Source organism: Cognatundibacterium jejuense (assembly GCF_014284255.1).
Taxonomy (GTDB): Bacteria; Pseudomonadota; Gammaproteobacteria; order Burkholderiales; family Burkholderiaceae_D; genus Undibacterium; species Undibacterium jejuense.
The window spans coordinates 1-21,455 of record NZ_JACOFV010000017.1 but is presented as its reverse complement, the minus strand read 5'-3'; the positions used below and the strand labels follow the sequence as shown (position 1 = coordinate 21,455).

General features: G+C 45.6%; 20 protein-coding genes. 10 read left to right on the top strand and 10 right to left on the bottom strand.

Annotated elements, in window-relative coordinates; translation table 11 throughout:
- Positions 1 to 68: 68 nt before the first annotated feature.
- The gene (locus H8K32_RS16580; protein ID WP_186913672.1) at positions 69 to 1,160 is read right to left on the bottom strand and encodes an MBL fold metallo-hydrolase; all 1,092 of its coding nucleotides are present in this window, start codon (positions 1,158 to 1,160) and stop codon (positions 69 to 71) included.
- Between the two features lie 358 nt (positions 1,161 to 1,518).
- Here H8K32_RS16580 and H8K32_RS16575 point away from each other — a divergent pair, with 358 nt between their 5' ends.
- Positions 1,519 to 2,127 carry a TetR/AcrR family transcriptional regulator gene (locus H8K32_RS16575; protein ID WP_186913671.1) on the top strand — a complete coding sequence of 203 codons (609 nt, stop codon included), beginning with the start codon at positions 1,519 to 1,521 and terminating at the stop codon, positions 2,125 to 2,127.
- Positions 2,128 to 2,229: 102 nt separating this feature from the next.
- Here the strand turns inward: H8K32_RS16575 and H8K32_RS16570 are convergent, their stop codons facing one another.
- The gene (locus H8K32_RS16570; protein ID WP_186913670.1) at positions 2,230 to 2,868 is read right to left on the bottom strand and encodes an NAD(P)-dependent oxidoreductase; all 639 of its coding nucleotides are present in this window, start codon (positions 2,866 to 2,868) and stop codon (positions 2,230 to 2,232) included.
- A 161-nt stretch (positions 2,869 to 3,029) separates the two neighbouring features.
- Here H8K32_RS16570 and H8K32_RS16565 point away from each other — a divergent pair, with 161 nt between their 5' ends.
- From H8K32_RS16565 to H8K32_RS16550, 4 genes are all read left to right on the top strand, one after another.
- Positions 3,030 to 3,935: a LysR family transcriptional regulator gene (locus H8K32_RS16565; protein WP_186913747.1), complete on the top strand. Its 906-nt coding sequence runs from the start codon at positions 3,030 to 3,032 to the stop codon at positions 3,933 to 3,935.
- A gap of 428 nt (positions 3,936 to 4,363) precedes the next feature.
- Positions 4,364 to 4,537, top strand: coding sequence for a hypothetical protein (locus tag H8K32_RS16560; protein ID WP_186913669.1), 174 nt, complete (start codon positions 4,364 to 4,366; stop codon positions 4,535 to 4,537).
- A gap of 16 nt (positions 4,538 to 4,553) precedes the next feature.
- Complete coding sequence (locus H8K32_RS16555; protein WP_186913668.1) at positions 4,554 to 4,916, top strand: hypothetical protein; 363 nt, start codon at positions 4,554 to 4,556, stop codon at positions 4,914 to 4,916.
- 247 nt (positions 4,917 to 5,163) lie between these two features.
- Positions 5,164 to 5,310: a hypothetical protein gene (locus H8K32_RS16550; protein ID WP_186913667.1), complete on the top strand. Its 147-nt coding sequence runs from the start codon at positions 5,164 to 5,166 to the stop codon at positions 5,308 to 5,310.
- Positions 5,311 to 5,579: 269 nt separating this feature from the next.
- On the opposite strand, the gene H8K32_RS16545 is transcribed toward H8K32_RS16550, so the two are convergent.
- A complete protein-coding gene (locus H8K32_RS16545; protein WP_186913666.1) occupies positions 5,580 to 6,329 on the bottom strand; it encodes a tetratricopeptide repeat protein in 750 nt (249 codons plus the stop codon).
- A 317-nt stretch (positions 6,330 to 6,646) separates the two neighbouring features.
- Between H8K32_RS16545 and H8K32_RS16540 the strand changes: the two genes are divergently transcribed.
- The 3 genes from H8K32_RS16540 (at position 6,647) to H8K32_RS16530 (ending at position 11,950) form a co-directional block, all read left to right on the top strand.
- Entirely contained in the window at positions 6,647 to 8,206 is a 1,560-nt protein-coding gene (locus H8K32_RS16540; RefSeq protein WP_186913665.1) for a mechanosensitive ion channel family protein, read from the top strand.
- A 174-nt stretch (positions 8,207 to 8,380) separates the two neighbouring features.
- Positions 8,381 to 10,801: a TonB-dependent receptor gene (locus H8K32_RS16535; protein ID WP_246447435.1), complete on the top strand. Its 2,421-nt coding sequence runs from the start codon at positions 8,381 to 8,383 to the stop codon at positions 10,799 to 10,801.
- A gap of 12 nt (positions 10,802 to 10,813) precedes the next feature.
- Complete coding sequence (locus tag H8K32_RS16530) at positions 10,814 to 11,950, top strand: glycerophosphodiester phosphodiesterase family protein (RefSeq protein WP_222613159.1); 1,137 nt, start codon at positions 10,814 to 10,816, stop codon at positions 11,948 to 11,950.
- A gap of 74 nt (positions 11,951 to 12,024) precedes the next feature.
- Here the strand turns inward: H8K32_RS16530 and H8K32_RS16525 are convergent, their stop codons facing one another.
- The 6 genes from H8K32_RS16525 to H8K32_RS16500 form a co-directional block, all read right to left on the bottom strand.
- A complete protein-coding gene (locus tag H8K32_RS16525) occupies positions 12,025 to 12,678 on the bottom strand; it encodes a DUF4272 domain-containing protein (protein ID WP_186913664.1) in 654 nt (217 codons plus the stop codon).
- An 87-nt stretch (positions 12,679 to 12,765) separates the two neighbouring features.
- Positions 12,766 to 13,143, bottom strand: a complete 378-nt coding sequence (locus H8K32_RS16520) for a hypothetical protein (protein WP_186913663.1) — start codon at positions 13,141 to 13,143, stop codon at positions 12,766 to 12,768.
- A 363-nt stretch (positions 13,144 to 13,506) separates the two neighbouring features.
- Positions 13,507 to 14,769 carry a glycosyltransferase gene (locus tag H8K32_RS16515; protein WP_222613158.1) on the bottom strand — a complete coding sequence of 421 codons (1,263 nt, stop codon included), beginning with the start codon at positions 14,767 to 14,769 and terminating at the stop codon, positions 13,507 to 13,509.
- Positions 14,770 to 14,826: 57 nt separating this feature from the next.
- Positions 14,827 to 16,353: a cryptochrome/photolyase family protein gene (locus H8K32_RS16510; RefSeq protein ID WP_186913661.1), complete on the bottom strand. Its 1,527-nt coding sequence runs from the start codon at positions 16,351 to 16,353 to the stop codon at positions 14,827 to 14,829.
- A 14-nt stretch (positions 16,354 to 16,367) separates the two neighbouring features.
- Positions 16,368 to 17,777, bottom strand: a complete 1,410-nt coding sequence (locus tag H8K32_RS16505) for a DASH family cryptochrome (protein ID WP_186913660.1) — start codon at positions 17,775 to 17,777, stop codon at positions 16,368 to 16,370.
- Positions 17,771 to 17,917 (bottom strand): DUF2256 domain-containing protein, encoded by a 147-nt coding sequence (locus H8K32_RS16500; protein ID WP_417851983.1) that lies wholly within the window; start codon positions 17,915 to 17,917, stop codon positions 17,771 to 17,773. The genes H8K32_RS16505 and H8K32_RS16500 overlap by 7 nt, the downstream gene beginning before the upstream one ends.
- Before the next feature lie 288 nt (positions 17,918 to 18,205).
- Here H8K32_RS16500 and H8K32_RS16495 point away from each other — a divergent pair, with 288 nt between their 5' ends.
- Positions 18,206 to 18,868 carry a DUF3313 family protein gene (locus H8K32_RS16495; protein WP_186913658.1) on the top strand — a complete coding sequence of 221 codons (663 nt, stop codon included), beginning with the start codon at positions 18,206 to 18,208 and terminating at the stop codon, positions 18,866 to 18,868.
- 77 nt (positions 18,869 to 18,945) lie between these two features.
- Here H8K32_RS16495 and H8K32_RS16490 read toward each other — a convergent pair whose 3' ends face one another.
- A complete protein-coding gene (locus H8K32_RS16490; RefSeq protein ID WP_186913657.1) occupies positions 18,946 to 19,842 on the bottom strand; it encodes a LysR family transcriptional regulator in 897 nt (298 codons plus the stop codon).
- Positions 19,843 to 19,943: 101 nt separating this feature from the next.
- Here H8K32_RS16490 and H8K32_RS16485 point away from each other — a divergent pair, with 101 nt between their 5' ends.
- Complete coding sequence (locus tag H8K32_RS16485) at positions 19,944 to 21,140, top strand: MFS transporter (protein WP_186913656.1); 1,197 nt, start codon at positions 19,944 to 19,946, stop codon at positions 21,138 to 21,140.
- The last annotated feature ends 315 nt before the right edge of the window (positions 21,141 to 21,455 follow it).

The window sequence follows — 21,455 nt, the reverse complement described above, 5'->3', positions numbered from 1 at the left end:
ATTATACGGTCTTAAATGGAAATAGTCATATAGCAATAAATTAGCACTAAATTAGCACTAAATTAGCACTAATTGTATTCAGTGATTGCGGTATGAAGATCAACTGGGCGCCGCACTGCGTGATTAAATCGCCACCAGTGTTGACCAGTTTGGGGTTCGGCGATATCCACGGCTTCACCCATTTGCGGTGTGCTAATTTTTACACCATGACGTTTTGCGAGATCAACAATGCGTTCAAATGGTTCGTACCAAGCGTGCAGCGATAAATCAAACGTGCCGTTATGGATAGGCAGTAAATGCTTTCCACCTAAATCGAGATGCGCTTGCAGTGATTCTTCTGGCTGCATGTGGACATCGGGCCAGAGTTTGTTGTACGCCCCGGTTTCCATCAGCGTTAAATCGAAAGGCCCAAGACGTTCACCGATTTCTTTGAAGCCTTTGAAATAGCCAGAGTCGCCACTAAAAAAAATCTTTAATTCAGGTGTCAGAATGCTCCATGACGCCCATAGTGTATGGTCACGATCGTTTAATTTACGACCCGAAAAATGTTGTGCTGGTGTCGCCACAAAGCGTATTCCATGTACCGCCGTTTCTTGCCACCAGTCTAATTGCTGGATTTTATCCGCAGCAATTCCCCACTTTATTAATCTGTCACCCACACCGGTCGTGGTCAGGAAGTGTTCAGTTTTGTGCGCTAAAGCAAGAACCGCTGCATGATCCAGGTGGTCATAATGATCATGCGACAAAATCACTGCTTTAATTGGTGGCAAGTCGGCAATGTTGATCGGTGGCTGATGAAAACGTTTTGGTCCCATCCATTGAAAAGGTGAGGCGCGTTCGGAAAATACAGGGTCAGTCAGAAAGAATTCACCCTGCAATTTCAACAAGATAGTCGAATGTCCCAATCTGAAAAGTGTGGCGTCTGGGGCGGCCAGCAATTGTGCACGACTTAATTCATGAACCGGAATGCTGCCTTGAGGAACGGTATTTTTTGGCTTGTTAAACAAAAAACGCCAGGCCAGTGACAGATTTTTGAAAAAACCTGGCTCACGCATTTGCTTTTGATTGCTGTACTTGAGTCCCAGCTTTTTTGCGTTGAACTCTGGTGCAGTGCTTGTCGCTACTTGTGATGTTGCAGTTACTGATGTATTCAAAGTCATTTTACTCATCCTGAATGTCGTCATGTACCGATTTGTCTACGTTGGATACCTGGCCGCAAGTGTTCTTTTTTTATGGTTTCTTCTTATACTACAAATGGAGAAAATGCGTTCTTTGAGAGCGCTTTTTTGCTCAGGGTATTGATGCCAGGTCTTTTAAATTACACTACACAGTGTAGTTTTTAAATTTAGAAAAGTAAACTACTTAGTGTAAAATATTTCCTTATCTGTTTATTTGCTTATCGCTATGTTTACTTTCTCAGCGATTTTCGAGGCAAAACAACCCGCAAGCGAAGTTCAAGTCGGAGAATTGAGCTCGGTGGCGTCTTTTTAATGCTTACTTTTCTATTGGTTTAACACAATGACTCAACTGCAGCGACAAACTGACCGCAAACGCGAAGCAATTTTACAAGCCGCGATAACGGAGTTTCGCCAAAACGGTTTTGAGGCGACCAGTATGGATAAGATAGCAGCCACTGCGGCGGTTTCAAAACGGACGGTGTACAACCATTTTCCAAGTAAAGAGGAATTGTTTTCGGCGATTCTGATGCAATTGTGGCAAAGTGCGATAACAAGTGAATTAGTGACTTATGCCGCTGACATTGATATGCAACAGCAGTTAGAAAAATATCTGACCCGTAAGATGGCGATGTTGTGTGATCAGAATTTTCTGGATCTGGCGCGGGTGGCAGTGGCGGCCACTATCCATGCCCCGGACCGCGCGCGTGATATGGTAGAAAAGCTTAGCAAAAATGAACCAAGCATCGTTACCTGGATTAAGGCTGCTCAAAACGACGGTAAACTGCGCGTCGTGGAGCCGACAATGATGGCAGATATGCTGCTCGGGCAGATCAAGGCGCTTGCCTTTTGGCCGCAGGTTGCAATGGGCCAGCCTATCCTCACCAATGAGCAGCAACGGGCGCTGATCGAAACAGCTGCAAAGATGTTTATGCAGTTTTACTCAACATAATCTGAGCCAGACTTCGTACAAACTTCCGTGGGGTTTCTGAAAACCACCCGGATACTCGACCACGCCGGGCGGTTTTCAACAAAAAATCGGTTTAAGAGACGATCAATAACCAACGGTAAAGCGTTGACGTGTATGCGCTGGGCGCCCTAATTCGTTGATCATGGCGACGGCATAATCTTCGACAGAAATATGGCTTTTTCCGTCTGCTGCAATGAGTAACTGATCTGTGCCGAGACGGAACTGATTAGTGCGCTGGCCTGGCGCAATCATGGCTGATGGGCTCAACATGGTCCAGTTCAATTCTGCTTCCGCACGCAATAAATTCAGGGCTTGGCGTGCACCTTCCGCAGACGCCCGATACGCTTCCGGAAAGTCAGGAGTATCAATCACTTGCAATCCAGGTGCCACCTCCAAAGATCCTGCACCACCGACGACCAACAAACGCTTTGCTTGTGCATTTTTCGTTGCTTGAATGATGTTTTTTACCCCTGACACATAATAGCCGAGCACGTCGCCGTTGGCGTGACCACTGAACGCTGTGATGATGGCATCAAAACCGTGCAATTGCTCACTCAGTTGCGCCAGATTTTGCACGTCGGTTGCTTTGACCGTCAGTTGTGCCGAAGCACTCATTTTTTCTGGACGAGAAACCAGTGCTGTTACCTGATGTTGACGTGATAACGCTTCTTTCAATAATGCAGAACCAATAAAGCCAGATGCGCCAATTAATGCGATGTTCATGATGTTTTCTCCGATAGGTGTTGAATCCCGTGATTCATTGATACGAAGTTTGACACCAAAGATTAAACAGATAAACGAGTGAATCAATAATTCATTGTTTTAAAATTCTTATCAATCAATGTTAAGATAGGTGCTCGTTTTTGACCTTCAGACGGATACCTATGTTGAGTCCGGATCAGATTGATTTAAATATGCTCAGTATTTTTGATGCAGTCGTTGAGGCAGGAAGTTTCACTGCCGCCGCACACAGGCTGGACGTTGCGAAAGCAAAAATCAGCGTCAGTATCAGTCGTCTTGAGCAACAATTATCCTGCTCATTATTTACCCGTACAACGCGAAAAATTGTCCTCACAGAAGCGGGGCGGCTTTTGCATGAGCAATGCCAACCTTTATTGCATGGCTTGCGCGATGCTCTTATCTTAGTCCGTAGCGAACAATCGACGGCGACTGAATTGACGGGTATGTTACGCGTATCCGCTACCGTGAATCAGGCGGCGCAATCACTCGCACCGGCGCTGGCCGATTTTGCGCAAATGCATCCGCGCCTGCGCATCGACTTGCGCACTGGTGATCGCATCACCGACTTGGTCGCCGACGGTATTGATCTATCCTTTCGCATGGGCTGGCTGCGCGATTCTTCGCAAAGGGCGATCAAGCTCGGTGAGTTTAAGCAAGTGATGGTGGCAGCGCCATCTTATTTAAAAAAACACGGCATGCCCCGACAATTGCAAGACCTCAGACAGCATGAATGGTTAGCGTTATCTTTGCTACAGACACCATTAACCTGGAAGTTAACCGATAGCCGTGGGCATGTTGAGACATTGCATATGAAATCGCGTATTCAAGTCGATTCGCCAAGTGCACTTTTGTCGTTGGTGCAAAACGGTGCCGGTATTTCTGTGATGGATGCGATGACCTCGCGAGTGGCAATCGAAAGCGGTAAGCTGGCTCAATTATTTCCTGAGTGGTCTCTACCTGTCGGTGGAATTTATGCAGTGCTACCTCCGGGACGACTGGTGCCTGCAAAGGTCAGGGCATTTATTGATTTTTATCGTGCGTATATTTGAGGTGAAAAATTATTTATAGAAATTTGAATTATTGATTGACACCTTAAAATTAAGGCGCTTACAATTCGCCCATTGCGTTTTATAGGAGTTCCATTGTGGACTGTAGTAGTTGTCGTTATCAATTAAATGGATGGGTTAGCCCCGTCATTTCCGCACACTCCTGATAGACCAGCTCTTATCTCTAGCGTGCGCAATGCAGGCTATAGTTTCCCGACGATTTCGTCGTCAGCAAACATTCCCATCTCTAAGCTTTTTTTCGTTCAAATAAATTCGCATTCTTGCGCTCGGTCACGGCTTTCTGTTTGTAGCCTGGTGTTCGTCGTGTCAGTGTTGACCGTTTTTATTTGTGCGCGTTTTTCTTTCATTCGCCACGTGCGAGGCTGTTGTTCGCCTGTACGTTGTGAATTGTTATTGCGGAGGACTTTGCAATGGAATGGTACTTACTCATCAACGGCGCTCACCATGCGCTAGCCAGCAGTGACGCTGATACACCTATCGGTCGCTGCTTCAATGTAATGACACATGTTTTTCCTGCTTCAATTCCAGTTGTTGGGGTAATGGTGGGTGTCGTTTCGCGTGTTCTTACACGTCACAACAAATAAGAATGTGGAGGTCAATATGACACTCATTGATTTAGCATCTTTTGTATTTCAACAAATCTCCATTCCACACCGTGAAGCGGTGGTGATAATGCCAGTCAAAAATATCGCACCGCTATATCACATTCGCACCACTTTTCGTGATGATGATATTCAGTATGTCGAAACCTTAGTACGCCAGTCTTTGGTATCGATAGGGGGAACGATAGAGCGCTTTGATTATATTTCTCAAGATGTGCAAGGATTGGCCGTCTTTGATATCGAAGTACGTTGCGCAGAAAATGTCCGTAACCATCTGGTTCAGATGGTCAGCCGTCTGGGTCTGGAAGGCAGCGTACGTAGTATCCGTTGGAGTGCGGCTGTTGGAAATGGCAGAAAATGAATTTAAAAATTCTATAGGAATGATCTTCATTTTCATGCGAAGCTAATCTGCACATATGTGCAGATTCCGATCAACGAACTGGGAGTCAATATGACTGATGGTAGTAGTTGTAGAACATTCTTAAAAATTTTTTATTAAAAAAGTGCAGAGTGGTGAAACTGAATCCGGGTCGAGGCGGACATATTCTGCGCGATTAAAGGATCAGGCGAACTGTTCTGACACTTCATTTATTTTGGAGCAGAACATCATGAATTTCGCATACCTCGTTAGTGGCTTACCAGAAGTTTACCCACAAATTTCACTTGAAAAAGAAGATAAAACCTACGGTACCTTAGGTGGCATATTTTTAACATCAATCAAATGGTTGAACGCGCATCGTCCGTTTCAGCGCTAATTTCATCATTGAATTTGATATTGATTTTACTTTGAAGTATTTTTAATACTAAGCGGGATTTTCCTGCACATATCGAATACATCGACATGGATTTTGTATGCCGATGTATTCGTTCTTAGTTTTCTTTAGGCTTTACACAATACTGCCTTTGTGATTGACCTATGAACCTGAACTTGGGACACTAATTCTTCAACACAAGTTCGAGCGATTGGAGTGGCTCAAAGAAAATTTTCAGTCAGAGCCGCCTCAAAAGTATTGGCGGAGGTGTTTTATTTTCCTGCTTTTTCGCTATTTTTATCTTGATTTTGTTCTTGATCTTGCTTCCAATCATCAGCCAGGGCCACCGCTTGTTCCACTTGCTCTTTCGACATTTTTTGTGACACAAAGTCGCGATAGACAGCGGCATCATCATAGTCGCCTGCTAACGATAGCCATTTGTAGGCTTCGGCGTAATTGACCGGCATTCCCTTGCCTTTGAAATTCATCAAACCAAGCTGGTATTGCGCGCTGGCATTGTTTTGATCTGCGGCACTGCTGAATAATTCCTGTGCTTTTTTGTAATTCAGAGGAACGCCATTACCCGTCACATACAGCACGCCCAGCGTATATTGCGCATCGGCATATCCTTGGGTCGCGGCTTTATCAAACCATGAGACTGCGATGCCATAATTAGGTACTAACCCGGCTTTGCCTTTGGCATACATTCTGCCCAGATTGACTTCGGCGCGCACATTGCCTTGCGCTGCGGCTTTCTCAAATAAGCTTAGTGCCTTCTTTTCATCCTCGTCAACGCCTTCGCCTTTCAGATACATGATCCCAAGACTAGTTTGTGCTTCCGCATCGCCATTATCCGCGGCTGCCTGAAACGCTTCAGCAGCAGCTGAAAAATCATTGTCTTGATACTTGCTCACACCATCTTCGCTCTCGTCGGCATAGGCAAAATGTAAAGCAATGCCCATTGTGCCTATCACAGCAACAGTTGAGAGAATGGAAGGAAATTTATAATTGCGGAAAGTCATTATTTGCTCCATGAGGAGAACATGGAAGTTTCATTGTAGTTGGAATTTACAGTTATTGTAGGTCAGTTTGGCAATATTTTTTTGATCCGGATCTAAAAAGATTACTCACCTTTGCGTGGTGATGATTGTCAAACGAGCATAGATTCAAATCTGTTGCGTGAAAGAAGCCGGAATAGAGTTTCTTCGATTTTCTCTCAGGCTTGCTGATAAGATTGTCTTTCATTTACTCAGCGCAGTTTTTTCGATTTAATTCAAAAATGAAAATATTCAAAATCTACCATTTGTTGTGTTGCCTTTTCATGCTGTTGCTGACAAGCATGTTGCATGCCACTGAGTTATCTACTACCGATAACCACGAGAAAACCGATGAAGCGACACTAAGTGTTTTTAATCGTGACATTGTGGTGTTCCGCAGTACTGTCCTTGGTATGCATCCGACCGAGCGGGTGATGCGAGCGAAAGCGCGTATCACTCAACAACTTGAAGTGACTGGTGACCATCAGGCTAAAGCGGTAGTGGTGGCTCCCGGTATGCTGATACAAATTGATGGTGCGGGAAGTTTTTATATCTCTCCGGAAGATATTGATCCCTATGAACAGGAAACACTAGAAAGTGTGGCTGAGAATGCGGTCAAAGCACTCAATCAATCATTGAGTGAGATCCGTGAGAGTCATAGCCTGAAGAGTATTTTACATGCGCTAGGCTACGCTGCGCTGGCAAGCCTGGTTTATGTTGGCTTAATCTGGCTGCTCATCAAATTGCGCCGGGTTGCAATACGAAAATTGCTCAATTTTGCACATGAGAAAATGGCTGAGCTGAATGATGTAGGTGTCTTACTGCTACGCAGAGAGCGCATCAATTGGGTTATGCGTAAGGTGTTTCAGTTATTGACCTGGCTCATCATCATGTTGCTCAGTTACCAGTGGCTAGGTGTCATCATGTCTCAGTTTCCGTTTACGCGTCCTTGGGGCGAACATCTGAACGGTTATTTATTTGGCCTGGTGTTGATGTTGGGTGGCGCGATCTTAAGAGCGATTCCTGATCTGTTTGTTGCCTGTGTGATTTTTGTTCTGGCTAAATTATTTGCGAAGGGGATGGGGCACTTTTTTGACCTGGTGCAAAACCGGTCAATAGAAATTGCATGGTTGGATGCTGATCTGGTTGGCCCAACACGCCGCATAGCGATCATCGCGGTCTGGCTGTTTGCATTGGCGATGGCTTATCCGTATTTGCCTGGTTCCGGGACTGAAGCATTTAAAGGTGTGTCTGTACTGGTTGGTTTGATGTTGTCGATGGGCGCGTCCAGCTTGGTTGGACAAGCGGCTAGTGGGTTGATACTGACGTATTCAAGAGTTTACCGCAAAGGTGAATTTATCCGTATCGGCGAGCATGACGGAACGATCACTGAGCTTGGCATGTTTAGTACACGGATACGGAATGGCATGGGCGTCGAGCTGACGCTGCCGAATTCTTACGTGTTGAGCAGCGTCACCAAGAATTATTCACGTGTTGTTTCTGGTGATGGTTTTGTAGTCGATACTAAAGTGACGATCGGTTACGACACGCCGTGGCGGCAAGTGCAGGCAATGTTGATTGAGGCGGCGCACAGAACACCTGGTATTTTGCCGGAACCTTCACCCAAGGTTTTTCAAACCGCATTATCTGATTTTTATCCCGAATATTTACTGGTCTGTCAGGCGATTCCGACAGACCCGAGACCTCGGGCTGAGGTGATGAATCAATTACATGCCAACATTCAGGATGTGTTCAATGAATATGGAGTACAGATTATGTCGCCACATTATCTTGGTGATCCAGAACACGAAAAAGTGGTAGCTAAGAGCAATTGGTATAAGGAACCAGCGTCACCTTCATAGTCATACTTCTCTATGAAAAGCAATAAAATCAAAGGAGAGGCATTTTTGCAAATGGATAACGCATGGTCATTTCGTGGTCATAAAAAGTAATTAAGCTACACGCAATTTTGCAGTTGCTTAAAAGAAACTTATAAGCAATTTACTTTAACCACTGAATCAAGCATTGATTAAACCATGAAAACCTCCCCTTCGAAATCTAAGCCGGGTCAGCTCGGCCATTTTCCTTTGTTGGTAATGTCCGCAGCATGTTTAATGGCTTTCTCGTCTTTTGCCGCAGCGCAATCGACGACGGTTGTCGCAAGTGCTGATAATCAGGTATCCAAGGATGCAAAGAAAACCGATGGGCTGGACAATAGCATTTCTACCGTAGAAATTTCTTCTCAAAGTACACGTTCATCCGTTTCTTTGCGTGCAAAAGAGTTGCAAAGTCAATTACCTGGGACTAATCCATTAAAAGGCATAGAAACCTTGCCAGGTGTGAGCTTTTCTACTGCCGATCCATGGGGAAATAATGAACAAAATCTAACCTTGTTTGTGCATGGTTTTAGTGGACAACAATTGGGTTACACCATGGACGGCGTACCGCTTGGTGACCAACAATACGGTAACTACAATGGTTTGTCGCCACAGCGTGCAGTGATTAGTGAAAACGTGCGCAATGTCGTCTTGTCCTCTGGCGCCGGTGATTTGGTGACGCCATCAACCAGCAATCTGGGTGGAACGATTGAAGTGTTCTCTAGCGATCCTTTAGCTACCAGAACCACCAGCGTTCAACAAACAGTTGGTAGCTATAGCACATCACGTACTTTTGTCCGTTTTGATACAGGTAATTTTGGTGATGGCAACAGCGCTTACATTTCTGGCTTGCATCATGAAGCGCGTGCCTGGGACTTTGATGGCAGACAAGGTGGTAATCAATTCAACGGAAAGTTTGTTCATAATTCCGAGACTGGTAAGCTCACCGTATTTGCCAATTACAGCGATAAAATAGAACCGAATGAAGATGCGACTGTGCACGTTGCTGGTGAGAGTAGTGCGCCATACACAAGAGCATTTTTGTATCCGGATTTTGCCACTGCGTTAACTTATTTGTCACCTAAAGGCGCAACTCCAGCGGCCGATGGTGCAAATTACCATAACTATTACAGCGACGCGCAACGCACTGACTTTTTGACGTACGCAAAATACGACTGGAATTTGAATCAGACTACCACCTGGACGAATCAAGTCTACTTCCATCATGATGATGGTGTTGGTGTCGTTGCAGGTCCTATAGGTGCGGCAGGTTTGCCCGCTTTGTTTGGTGTTTACTTCCCTAATCAAAATCTGAAACAGATTTTTGGTAACTCCGGTTATGCAACCCGCGCTACCGAATATGTCATTAATCGACCCGGTATCATTTCTAATGTTCGTATGGATCTGGGTGATCATCAACTGGAATTTGGTGGCTGGTGGGAGCACAATAATTCTTCCACGTATCGTCGCTGGTTTGCATTGGACGTGAACAATCCAAGTACGCCGTATCAACGTCCTAGCAATCCTCTGATTACCCAATACGGCAGCAATATAACGAACGATGTGGTGCAATTGCACGTTCAAGACGAATGGCGCGTAAAGCCGAACCTTGCTTTGCAAGCTGGTTTTAAATCGAGTTTGCAATTTGCCGAAGGATTATTCCCGGTACAGCCTTTGTCTGGTGCGATTGCCGGAGGTTCAACCGCTTTGCCGGTTGGAAAAATTGATACTAAGAAATGGTTCTTGCCTGAATTAGGCGTCTTGTGGGATATCAACCCGCGTGATCAATTTTTCGCTAATATTCAAAAAAATATGCGCCAGTTTGTGACCTATGGGGCTGGTGGTGCATCTCCGTGGAGCCTGGCAAGCCAGTCTGCATTTGACCTGTTTAAGAATACCGCGCAGCCAGAAACTTCGGTCACCTATGAAATGGGTATTCGTGGCAAACGCGATGTGCAGTTAGGTGCTTTGGATAAAATTGATGGTCAGGTGAACGTCTATCACGTTGATTTCAGTAATCGCATTTTGCAAATCAGCCCAACGGCAGTGATTACGGCAATTGTCGGTGGTAACCCTGTCCTCGCTAACGTCGGTAGCGTGACTACGGATGGCATTGATATTGCTGGCACCTTGCATTTCGGTAAAAACTTTAGTTTCTACAATGCTTTGTCGTATAACCGCTCGGTCTATCAAGACAACTATACCAATGGTAGCGCTGTTGTACAAACATCCGGCAAGCAAGTGCCAGGTGCGCCGCAATGGATGAATAAGTTCGTGGCAACGGCAACCTTTGGTGACATTGAAACACAATTGACGGGTGATTATGTTGGTCGTCGCTATGCAACTTACACGAATGATTTGTATGTGGGTGGCTACTTCATGATGAATCTTGGTGTCACTGCGAAATTACCATCCTTGTCTACAGGTTTGATGAAGAATGCCAAACTGCGTTTGAACGTGACCAATCTGAACCAAAGAACCGGTGCCACAGCAGTCGTGGTTGGTGCAGCGAGCGGTACCTACAATACTTATCCAATTGCACCGCGTCAGTTTTTTGTAACCTTTGGCGCAGAGTTTTAATCGAAAGTGAGCATGAAGCAGTTTCGCAGGAAATTTTTAAAGACTGCAGTCAATACTGCTGCGGTGATGTACGCGGCTGCATGCAGTGGAATCACTACCGCAGCCACGGAGTCAAAAGCAGAGCCAAAAAATAAAGGGCGCAAGATAGACTTGTTCGGGCACCGCGGGGCACCTGCCTTACGCCCCGAACACACTTTGGCATCGTATGCTAAAGCGATTGCAGATGGGGCTGACTACATTGAACCCGATCTGGTTATTACCAAAGATGGCGTGTTAGTTGCACGACACGAAGCATTTTTGAGCGAGACCACAGACGTTGCACAGCGTCCTGAGTTTGCAAACAAAAAAATCACCAAAACTATCGACGGCGAAACCCGCACCGATTGGTATGCAGAAGACTTTACCCTGGCAGAATTAAAGACTTTGCGTGCGGTGGAACGATTGCCAAAAATTCGACCACAAAACACGCAATACGATGGGATGTTTCAGATATTGACCTGGGATGAGATTATCGATTTTGCCGCGGCGACAGCAGCAACCACTGGTAAAGTGATCGGCTTGATTCCTGAGTTAAAACATTCTACGTATTTTGCTGGTCTGGGTTTGCCACTTGAAGATCGTTTTTTGAAAAGTATTGATGCCCACGAATATACGCGCCGCTGCCCATTAGAAATTCAATCGTTTGAAATTGCCAATTTGAAGTACTTGCGTAGTTTGATAGGACGACGTCCGAATACGCGCCTGATGCAATTGGTTTACATGGGCGATGCACGTCCTGCTGATGTGGTCGCAGCTGGTGGTACTCTGACATTTGAGCGAATGTGTAGTGCGCAGGGGTTGCGTGACATCGCAGTTTATGCCGATGTCGTAGCGCCACCTCACAGGGCGGTGATTCCGGTTCAGGCCAATGGCAAATTGGCTAAAGCGACGTCTTTGGTAGCCGATGCGCATGCGGCAGGCTTGTTGGTGCATACCTACACCTTCCGTCCTGAGAATTGCTTTTTGGCGGCAGATTTCCGCAATGCTGATGGACCAAATGCACGTAATGAGGCTGGTTCGATTGCCGAGATCAAAACCTATCTTGCTGAGGGTATTGATGGATTCTTTTCCGATGATTCAGCCGTTGCACGCAAGGCGATTTCTGGATAAACCCTGACAAGCTTAAAGTAAAAGGCCAATATCTGTACAATCAGATGTTGGCCTTTTTTTGTTCAGTCCAATGACTATCCCGCAGTTTCAGTACTGATTTTATCCCAATCGTTTTCATCATCATATTGGATCAGCCAATTTGCCGCTTTGTGCCACTCATGTACAGCATCAACGTGCAGCCTGCCTGGCGTAGGTTTAGCGGTGATGTGTGCATGTCGCACCGCCCAGTGCAAGCGATACAATAAATCCGCCCAATCCAAAATTTCGGATTTACTGCGTGGTTTGACGCGATTTGCTAGTTCATTTGGCGCATCTGGTAAGCTCGCTAAAAGAATCTCAAACTCTGCTCCTGGCGATTGACCGTCTGGCATACCTATATTTTTTTGCAAACCACTTGCCCACAGTAAAAAACGTAATGCTTCGCCATTTATACTGAGCAAGTTTTGGTTACCCGCTGGATCAAATATATATTGCTGCTCGTTGGCACTGAAACAATCATGCAGTTGCTTTGCTTGAATATCGTTACGCAATATTGCTTGTTGTGTCGGCTCGGACAGAGAAAATTGCCGGATCAGACTGAGTGCGGTTAGGCGTTGCGCCAAGGCATCAGCACTACGCAGGCTTATTTCGTCTTCACTTTCGATCAGGGGCAACTGGAGGTTAATGCGGATACCACGTTTATGCAGCACCAGTTCTGATAATTCTTTGCGCAGTTCTGGAGATTTCATAATCAACCGGAAGAAAAAAGGTCACAGATTGTACCAGTGCTGAGCGCGACGCTGTGGCAAGTTTTTCTTCCGGGATGAATGATTTGATTAGTTTTGAGCCAGCGTTTCAGTATTCACAGTTTTGGCTTGCTTGCGGCGATTGAAAAACATCACTACACCCACTAGCAATAGTAAAGGTAAGCACAAAGGGGCGACTGCCAGTGCCAAAGCGATTGCAAGAGCTGCAAATACGAAAATTAACAAAGCAGAAACACCTGCTAAAACCGCACTAGTAACGATCACTGCAAATATACATGCAAGGGCCGCGATGATAATCCCGACAAATGCTGCACCAAAGCCAACAACGCCAGTAACTTCTTCGTCATTGATGATGATGGTATGAGGTGAAACGAAGTACATCGAGCATGTCGCTGCAATTGTTACTAATACCAGCAAAATAAGCAGATTACGTGTTGTTGTTTTCATGATGATCTCTCCCTTGGGTAACAAATTAAATGTTTTTGTTGATGAAACCATCTTATTCGTTGGATCGATCGGTATCAATTCGCATGCGACAGGCGGTAAAAACCTCGTGATGAAGTGCTTGAAAAGCGGAATATTCAAGCGGTCTGGCCGCGGTAGCTCCAGACATCGCTTGCATCGCTACCCCGTTGGATGTAGAGGATTCAGTGGTACTTCTATGCCTTCGAGATGGAAGAAGATAAAAAAATTTGAATCAGAGTTGCGAATGAAACGATACTCAGGCGTGTCGACACCGATCAGGATGGCCTTATTTTGACCTGCTCAGGCGCAACACATGGGAATCGTATTGCATTAAAACAAATTGCTTTATGCCATAAACCTTTGCTCGATCACCTTGACTGCCTCAGCCACGCCATTTTCTTGTTTCATGGCTGTCGCAATTTTCTCCGCAGTATGGGCTAAACCAGGATTATTCAGAATGTATCTGATTTGATCTGCTAGTTGTTTCACGCTCAGGCTGCGACGTTTGCTGAGTTTGCCGGCAATCCCTAAACGATGTAATTCACGTCCCCAATGCTCTTGTTCACTGAGGTGCGCAACGACGATGGATGGTTTTCCTGCCAGAGTGGCCGATTGCGTTGTTCCGGCACCGCCGTGATGCACAATTGCACGGCAGTGCGGGAAAATCAAATGATGTGGTGCGGCAGAAACAAATAACACCTGCTCGTTCGAGTTGAACCCGCACTCCTGCCACGACGGACTCTGGATAATGGCGCGGCAACCAGCCAGTTTTGCGGCTTGGGTCAAGAGGTGCAATGTAGCGGTTTGATTCACAAAATCTTGTGGCATCCAGCTACCAAATGTCATGTACACAGGCGCATCTCCAGCGCAAAGGAAGTTACTTAAAGCACCTGGCAGCGTCCCTTCCATGCTCAGATTGGGGGTATCAAGAAAACCGCAAACTTCAACTGATGAAGGCCAGTCCGGCTGGCGCGGACAAAATTGTGGGCTGACAGCCTGCAAGGTCAGTGACGGCGACATCCATACTTGTGTCATCAGATCTTGAGTTAATGGCATACCCAATTGTTTACGCAAACGATTTGGATAATGCCGGATGACGCGGTTGATACTAAATTTTGTGATCCACCAAATCAGACGATGCCCCCATTTTCCAAGTGCATTAAAGCCCAGTGGATCGGTGTAGTCGCTGGGGACAACGATATTGGCAAGTACGATACTGACATAGGGCTTACGTTCTTTTTCCGCAGCGATTTGCAACGGATGCATGAAGTAATGACCGATCAGTAAATCGTTGTCTTTACTCAGTTGTTGGGCTGCAATAAACATCTGATCTTCAACTGGTGCAAATCCTCTTTGCAAAATGGTTGCGATTTGTTTCATCGGATCGCGGATGTTATAGGCGATTTTCGAGATTTTTTCGGCTTCTTCAAGACTCACGACCGGTGATGCGATGAGTTTGATCTTCACTCCATTAGCTGATGTAGCGTTCGTATAAGCTGCGCTATCAAAACAAGTGATGAGCAGAGTCACATCATGACCGCTTGCTTGCAAGCCTTCGGCGAGCGCCAGGAATGGGCGTATGTCGCCATGACTACCCCAGGTTTGCATGCCTATTTTCATTGTTTCTCACATCTCAAATAACGTTAAACGATATGTCACGGACGATTACAGCATATCCAAATTATCCAGCATTTTTTGCGCTTGCATTTTAAAATCACTAATCGCCTTTACGTCCATTTTTTCTAGCTGCCTGTATGCCATGCCGATCCGTGGATTCTTTGAGAGTGCCGCCTTATTACGTTCAAAAAAATCCCAATACAACGCGTTAAATGGGCAAGCATTGTCGCCAATACGGGATTTTTTATCGTAGTAGCAGCCTTTGCAATAGTCGCTCATTTTATCGATATATGCTGCGCTTGACACATACGGCTTGGTCGCCAGCAGGCCGCCGTCGGCAAATTGACTCATGCCTATGGTGTTTGGCAATTCTACCCACTCAAATGCATCGATATATACTCCCAGATACCATTGATGTACCGCCACGGGATCTAAGCCTGCAAGCAAAGAAAAATTCCCTATCACCATCAATCGCTGAATATGATGTGCATGCGCTTGCTCCAATGATTGCGTAATTGCATGGGACAGACAATTCATTTTGGTTTTGCCGGTCCAGAACCATTGAGGTAGTTCGCGTTGATGTTGAAAGAAATTCTTTTCTGCATACTCAGGCATATTAGCCCAATACACACCACGTATATATTCACGCCAGCCTAAAATTTGACGGATATATCCCTCAGCGGCGGCCAGTGGAACCTGACCTGCCCGATAAGCATCTTCTACCCGTTTTACCACCTCATGTGGTGTCAGCATTTTCACGTTGAGCGCAAACGAGAGAAGAGAGTGAAATAAGCGCCACGCTTTGGTATGCATGGCATCCTGAAAATCCCCGAAGTGCGGTAGCGCATGCGCAACAAAGCCTTCAAGTTGTTGTAAAGCCTCTTGGCGGTTTAATGCCCACGCAAAGGCGTCTGCGTGTGCTTGTCCAAAACTCGCGACACCGGCATTGACGATGCTTTGCCATAGCGCTGAATGATCGTGTCTGGATCTTATATCGGCAGGCTCAACGGGAATTCCCTTCCAGGCTTTGCGATTGTCGTGATCAAAATTCCATTGATCCCCAACCGGTTTTTTGTCATCCATTAATATCTGATGTTGCACGCGCATCTGGCGGTAAAAATATTCCATCAACCATTGCTTGCGTCCCTTGAAGATTTCGGCTGCCTGTCCACGATGCGTGTAAAAATGCTCGCTATCTACCATGCGCCAGGGGATAGTCGATGTACGCCCATGTTGGTAGAGTTGTTGATCCAGACGCCACTCATCTGGTGCCTGATATTCAACCGCATCGGCTTTATATTGCGTGATCAATACATCGATATTGGCAGGAATAGCATGTAAATTCTCAGGGGCGTCAATCTTGAGGTAATGAACCTGATGACCCAGTTCCTTTAACTGACGTGCCATATCTCGCATCGCTGCAAAAATCGCCAGAATTTTTTGTGCGTGGTGGAGTACGTAGTCCGTTTCTTGCCTGACTTCCATCAGAATGTAGATCTTGGTTTTATCCACGTTCCTGAACCAGGAATGTTGAATATTTAGTTGATCGCCAAGTAGCAGCCTGATTGTCGTCATGGTGTTTATCTTTTTTAAAATGTATTCCATAAACCTTGATACGATCCATCACGATCATGGTCATGCATTTGTTTTTGAATATTGAATCGTCGGCCATGGCGTGGATCGGTTCCGCATCCTGCGATATAGAGCCAATTCCCCTGATTACTATAGACATCGTAATCAATCAATGATGCCTCAAACCAAGCTGCACCCGCACGCCAATCGCATTCCAGATCGTAGATCAGATAACTGGCGACAATCTGCCGCAAGCGGTTGGATAAAAATCCTGTGCTATAGAGTTCTCTCATGCCAGCGTTAACCAAGGGCTCTGCCGTTTTCGCCATACACCATTGTTCAAATCTATCTTCGTGATGTGTCGGCGTTGGTGCTTGAGTCAAGCCACTTGCCGCATAGAGCTTGCGCCCATATTGAAGATGTAAAAAGCGAAAATAATCGCGCCAGAGTAGTTCGAACCAAATCCAGTAGCTGCCTTCATTGGCACCGTAATTCGTTTCAAACTCTTTTAACTCTTGGTAAATCTGGCGTGCGGAAAGGGCACCCGATGCCAACCACGGCGCAAACTTCGTTGAATAATCATGCCCTGACAATTGATTGCGGGTGAGCTTATAAGTGTGCGGAAGTTTTTTCGTCAAATAATTCTGTAAATGGTTGCGGGCAGCACTCGCGCCACCGGAAAACGCCGGTAAATAATGCGGAAACGAAGAACGTGGATCATGGCTTAACGGTGTTGGCATCGACGCGACTGACACCATTAACGCTCCCTGTTTCGGACGTTTAGTTTCCAATTGAATCCAGCGGGCAGCAACAGTGTTGAAATTATCAGGCAATGCCGGAATTACCGCTGGCTTTGGTGCAGGTGATCGTGGTCTCACATTTTCTGCTTCAATCACCTGGCGGAATTGGGTGAAAACCTGAGGCAGGGCATCTGCCGTGAACGGCAAATCTGCAGGGTCAAGTAAGCTTGATTGCCATACGGTATGCACATGCAAACCTGCAGAACGCAATGCATGTACCTCGTCTTGCTCGTAGGGCGCAGCTATTTCTTCACAATAAACCGCTTTAGCATTGATCTCACTCGCCAATTGCGGCAAACATGCTGCGGCACTGCCATGAAGTTCGAGCAAGGTGTTACCGCTTGCCTCTAATTGCATTCTCACTTCGGTTAGCGCGTCGGCGATAAACTGCTGACGATGTCCGTTACTTTTTGGGAGTCTACATCGTTGTAGCGAATCGAAAACATCAATCGCACTGACGTGGCAATACACAAATACGATTTTTTCTGCGACTTGACATGCTTTTACCAGGGCGGTATTGTCCTCAATACGTAAGTCATTACGAAACCAATAGATAACAATTTTTTTAGGGCTCGATTGGCTAGGTTGCGTTTGCGATGAGGTATTTACTATTGTTGATTTCAGCATGTCTTACCTTTGCTGGCGCTACGGCAACGCTCCGAGCAGTATTTCACTTCATTCCAAACTTTTTCCCATTTTTTACGCCAAGCAAAAGGACGCATGCAATATGGGCAAAGCTTAGTTGGTAAATCGGCTTTTTTTCGCATCCGCATGAAGAGGTTCCTTGCCAATCAATGTGTGATCATTTGCTCGCTCTACTACGAATTTATACTTGCAAGCACTCTGATCAAACTATCTTGATGTATCGCACTTTTTTATTATATCAACGGACGAAAAAATGCACCGGAGACGCGGCGATAGATGTTAATTTAACCATGAAAGATCTGAATTTACATTTTTGAGATATGATGTTTGAATAACGAGATTTATGTAGGTGATGATGTCTGTGTGGTAAAAAATCATGCAGCCCTTTTTAGACCTAGCAAATAACTATCATGAAAAAATTCCTCACTTTCCTTTTATGTTTAGGCCTGCTTAGCAATCTACATGCGCAAGATAGCCAGGCTGTCACATCAAATGGTTTCCTCAGTGAATATTCCAGGCTGGTGCTTGATCCTCGTTCCGCGGACAACTATTTTCATTACACCCCGCCAGAAGCGCTAGGACGTAAAGTAGGTAAGATCTATTTTTTAAAGATAAAAAGTTACCCCGAAGATAAACAATTTGACCTGATCGATAAGTCCACTGCGGATGCCATGATGGAAAAACTCGATCAGGTTTTGCGTCACAAATTGAAAGACAAAAATCTGCTCGTTGATACGCCAGAGCAAGCTGACACGATAGTGCAAATCGCCGCAACAGAAGCCAAGACTATTGACGCTGGTCGTGACGTGATTGATTTTATTCCGCTACGTCTACTCACAAAGCCGATCAAAGACGCTGCAATGGGTAAACAACAGCAAATCGTCGTGACTTTAGAAATGTCCATGCGTGACGCCAAAACCAGGCAGATCGTATTCGAAGCAGTGCATCACTCCGCTGGAAAAAACATAGGCCGCACGGGCGATACCAAATTGCAGGCAAATATGAAATCCCTGGAACCAGTTGTTGATGCCTGGACCAATAAAATTGTGAATGAAATTGCGGATCCGAAATGAACAAGCTAAATCCTATTCTAACAGGGGCTTCGTTTAATCCGATTGATTGCTTTTATTCGCCTAAAGATTTTCCTTATTTATTGATCTAAGAAGTTTTTTAGTCGTTCACCTAAAAAGCTGACTAGTGCGTTGATACGCGGCGCAAGTTTCTCTTGTTTGTAAAACACAGCCCAGACGGGTTGACTCCAGGGTAGTGTGATATTTTCCAGAATCGGAACCAGTAACCCTTTTTTTATGTCATCTGCTGTTAAAAAATGCGCGAGACAAACAATGCCCGCACCATGCAAAGCCATGTGGCGAAGTGTTTCTCCGCTTGAAACTGCAATAAGTGGATGTGTCACATGATGATCACCATTGTCTTGGGTAAGTGGCCACATGTTGAGTGAGGCTGGTGAGGTAAATCCTAGTAAGCGATGAGCGTTGAGATCGTTGACGGTTTCAGGTATGCCGTGGCGCTCAAGATATTCTGGCGATGCCAGAATACGTAAACGGCTCGTTCCTAATCGCCGGGCATTGAGCGTCGAATCTGGGAGTACGCCAATTCTGATTGCTAAATCAACTCTCTCTTCAATCAGGTCAATCACGGTTTCGCCGCTGATCAATTCCAAACGTAGTAAAGGATATGTTTCCATAAACTCAGTGATCAATGGCGCTACTAAATGATCTAATACCGGTGTTGCCGCACTAACCCGAACCAGACCTGAGGGTTGCGATAATCGCTCATTCATGCAGTCTTCTAGGTCGTCTAATTCTGAGAGAATTTTTCGGGCACGCGTCAGCAGCCAGTGCCCCTCTTCAGTCATATCTAGGCGTCGGGTTGTGCGGGTCAGTAAGGATGTACCCAGTTGCGCTTCCAAACGCGAGATAGCGCGACTTATTCCGGACGGTGTTTGGCTCAAACGCTCGGCGGCGGCCGAAAATGATCCAGTATCTATCACCGCAACAAACGCAATCAGCGATTCAATATTCAACATTTGTGATTCCCAGTCAAAAGTATATTGTAACCAGGCGAATTTTTCTTTGGTAATAAAACGCGCAAACTGCGACACCTCAACTACAACCTGAAAGAAAAATCATGCCTTTAGCTCTCTGGGCGCTAACCCTCAGTGCCTTTGCTATCGGGACCACAGAATTTGTTATTGTCGGTCTCATTCCTACCATTGCCGACAGCCTTCGCGTTTCTGTGCCCTCCGCTGGCTTGTTAGTGAGTCTGTACGCATTAGGCGTCGCTATTGGCGCGCCTGTATTGACGGCGCTGACTGGTCGCGTACACCGCAAGCTTCTTTTATTAGCGTTAATGGCATTGTTTACGATTGGAAATTTAATTGCATGGCATGCACCCGGCTATGAAACGCTTGTTGTTGCGAGAGTCTTGACTGGGTTGGCACATGGTGTTTTCTTTTCGATCGGTTCAACTATTGCTACTAGTCTGGTACCCAAAGAGAAAGCGGCGAGCGCGATCGCTATCATGTTTACTGGACTGACTGTAGCGCTGGTCACTGGCGTTCCGCTTGGTACGTTTATTGGTCAGACATTTGGTTGGCAGTCGACTTTTCTTGCAGTCTCTTTCTTAGGACTGATTGCTTTTGTAGGTAGTTGGATTTTGGTGCCGGAGACGCTTAGCCATCATCGACCTGCTTCTTTATTGACCCAACTAGCAGTGCTTAAAAAGCCACGTCTATTACTTATTTATTCGATGACTGCACTGGGTTATGGCGGCTCGTTCGTTGCGTTCACTTACCTTGCACCTATTTTGCAAAACATTTCTGGGTTCTCTGCTCAAAATGTAAGTTTAGTCATGCTTATTTATGGTGTGTCGGTTGCTTTTGGTAACGTTTGGGGTGGAAAATTGGCTGACAAAAAAGGGCCGATTCGTGCACTTCAAATTGTATTTGCGTTACTGGCGCTCGTCTTATTTTCCCTGACTTTTACAGCGTCATCTATGTGGTTATCATTATTGACGGTATTGCTCTGGGGAGCTGTTGCATTTGGAAATGTACCTGGCTTGCAAGTCTATGTCGTCCAGCGTGCAGAACTTGACGCACCTCAGGCTGTTGACGTTGCCTCCGGTTTAAATATAGCCGCCTTTAATATTGGCATCGCTGGCGGCGCATGGGGCGGAGGTCTGATTGTGGAACACCTGGGTTTAATGGCCACGCCATGGATAGGATCAATTGTTGTTCTATTTGCTTTGGTCTTAACGACGTTGGCAGGGCGTTTAGATGCTAAAGACGGCATAGCTTCTCATCTGCATCCCACTTATTCTGTATAACTGTTTTAGACGCTGTAAAACTATTTCCGCTAGTAATGAGGTGCTCAGCGGGCGATTATTTCGTCAACACAAAAATTTGAACAATGACGAAAGCAGTAATATGCTCAAAGTATTCGACATATGCATGGAATAAACAAAAAGCCCCTGAACAATTGCTCGTTCAGGGGCTTTTTTATATCTTGGCGGAAGGGGGAAGACGAATAATGTCTTGAAACCCGCATGAATAAAGGACTTTTCATTTTTAAAAATCAAAGATACCGTCATAGATACCGTCAAAAAGTTTTTCTTATCTCTTTGTTGTTATTAATGCACTAT